At 60.4% G+C, this 2422-nt stretch carries 1 protein-coding gene and 1 pseudogene; both read right to left on the bottom strand.

Going from position 1 to position 2422, the window contains the following annotated elements; translation table 11 throughout:
- A pseudogene (locus IVB47_RS09810) lies at positions 1-216 on the bottom strand (4-amino-4-deoxy-L-arabinose transferase); the annotation flags it as partial.
- A 74-nt stretch (positions 217-290) separates the two neighbouring features.
- A complete protein-coding gene (locus IVB47_RS09805) occupies positions 291-2063 on the bottom strand; it encodes a hypothetical protein (protein WP_249806593.1) in 1773 nt (590 codons plus the stop codon).
- Between the last annotated feature and the right edge of the window lie 359 nt (positions 2064-2422).

Here is a 2422-nt window from a genome sequence, read left to right as displayed (position 1 = left end):
CGCAAGCCAGTCGCCGAGAGCGACCGGCCCTGCGAACAAGGTCGGCAGAAACCAGCTCCGGATGCCGTCGCGCCATTCCCAGGTGACGACACCCTGGTGGCCAAGCAGGCGCCAGGCCGGCTCCAGATATTGATACAGCTCGTCAACGTGAACGATGTTCGGCCAAAAGGCGAGCGGCAGCCGGACTGCCGCAGCCAGTAGCAGCAATGCGCACAAGGCGCCGTATCGCGTCGCGAAGCTTTCGGCTTTGACGGCAGGCGCTATGGGGCGCAGAGCTGCGGCGCTGGTCGTCATTGTGTTTTGGCTTCGCCAGCCAAACTGGATTGGGGCCTGACGTAAACGGTCACGTAAGCGCCGGTGTATTGCTCGCGCCAGCCTCGCCGCTCCACCAGGAACTGCCGCAGCTGTTCGTGCGCCTTAACCCACAGCACGGCGTCGATCCGGTATTTATCGAGCACCATGTCCCACGCGGACTCGTCGATCTCCCAGCTCACCAGCTTGAAATAGTCGCGCAGCAAATCGTCCGGATAGGCGGTCGCGGCGCGGCCATCGACGAACGGGCGAACGGTGCCGTGCGTCGCGAAAATCAGGTAGCCACCGATATTCCAATGGTTCAGGACCCGCGCATCGGCGAGATGCTTTTGCAGATAGCCGGCATCTTCGCTCGACAGCATCGTCGGAAGTGCGAGCGCCGGCGCGACGCGCAAATAAGCCAGCGGCAGGGTGCCGAGACCGACGATGCCGGCAGCCAGCAACGCTCCACGCACGTCAACGGCGGTGAGACGCCGAGGCAGCAAGCGGCTGAGGTGAAGCGCCATTGGCACAGTCGAGAAGATGAAGAAGAACGCGATGTACCTGAACTGACACAGTCCCAGAATCAGGAACAGCCAGGACATCAATCTCGGTTCGAGCGGGACTGGCCTGGAGTTTCTGTAGCGAAGCTCGAGCGCGACGAAGGCCAGCATGTACAGGATGCCCGGAATGCTGCCGGGTATTTCAATGTTGTCGTAGTAGGACCGCCATTCGGTAATATTACCCTGGACGAAGTGCCCCATCGTCGCGGCGGCACCGGCATAGATATTCCAGCCGAGCGGATTGACGAATGTCGCAGCAAGGCACCCGATTGCCGCGAGAACGAGGACCCTGAGATCGGCCCAGGCGCCTCTGAGGAAGGCGGCGCCGCAGAAGACGCCAATCACGAAAAACCCGAGCAGAAAACCGCCGTGCAGATTGGCCCAAAACGCCATCAACACGGGAAGCACGAACCATCGCGTACGTCGCAGGCATTCGCGATAGAAGACGACGCAGAACAGCATCGTGCATGTATTCGGCGCGACCGCGAGATACATGTTCGGCGCAACTTCGTAGGCGGGATAGAGCAGGCAGGCCAGGAAGACTGCCACGCAAACCGCAATCGCCGACGCACCGTAGCCGAGAGAGATCGCAGTCAGGATGCCGGCAATCGCTGCACCACAGGCGACCGTCGACAGGACGAGGCCGCCGAAGCCCGCGTATTGAAGCGTCGCACTGGCAAGCGCGTCCCAGAGCCAAGACAGATTGAGCCACGGCTTGTCGCCGTGGGTGAACGACCAGGGGTCGTGGAGCGGGATGGCGTTGCGTTCCCGGATGAGATCTCCGGCCGCGAGATGCCAGCCCAGATCGTAATGACCGAGCAGAAGCGGCGCGTTCAAGACGTAGAACAGGCAAATGAACGAGATCAGGAACAGATAAATTCCCGATCTCAGGAAGAACGGGCTGATCGCGTTCGCAACCTTGTCGAATGCCGGCTCGTGCCAGACCTGGTGCTGATCCACCGTTTCCCTCACGACAAAGCGAGCCCGATGGCTCCGTGCTCGCCGACGGCCGGATGCGAGCCTGCCCGCTGACTTAGGGCCAGTTTGTCTAAAGTCGGGTAAATTCGGACGGTGCAATCGATGGGGTTTTGCGGAATGAAAATCGGCCCGACGGCCAGCTTCGAAAGCCTCCAAGCGGCTGTTCCGACTTGAAAATTTTAACGCGCAAGAGGCAGAGCCCGTGCGTGCCTTAACCGGTCCCGCCGTCATTATTCGTCAGCGTAGCTCCTGTTCCACATTCAGGTGAACCAACGCTGGGCCTTCGATGACCAAAGTTGCATGCATCACCTATTGGTCGAAAATCTCGTAAGTCAGGTCAAGGTGCATTCAAAGGCATTGATTGGAGAGGGCATAGCCGAAGCCGCATACCCCCTCGTTTTCCCTTCGCCCTCGCCGTCCGGCCCTTCCGCCACAGCCGCCGGTCTACCGTCTCGCTGAGCTTCATGTGCTCGCAGTGGTATTGTGTTCCATATTTTCGATGCGCCGAACGGAGATCTCCAATGAAGCTCAAACTTGCCGCCGCGATGCTCGCCGCAAGCCTCCCGCTCGCATCGATGGCTTTCGCCCAA

This window comes from Bradyrhizobium sp. 62 (assembly GCF_023073035.1).
Taxonomy (GTDB): domain Bacteria; phylum Pseudomonadota; class Alphaproteobacteria; order Rhizobiales; family Xanthobacteraceae; genus Bradyrhizobium.
Note: the sequence above shows the minus strand (reverse complement) of the source record. Positions and strands in the feature narration are given on the sequence as shown.

What these genes read in the sequence shown, in the direction of transcription:
- IVB47_RS09805 (WP_249806593.1), bottom strand. Translation starts at nt 2,063, where the DNA reads ATGACGGCGGGACCGGTTAAGGCACGCACGGGCTCTGCCTCTTGCGCG.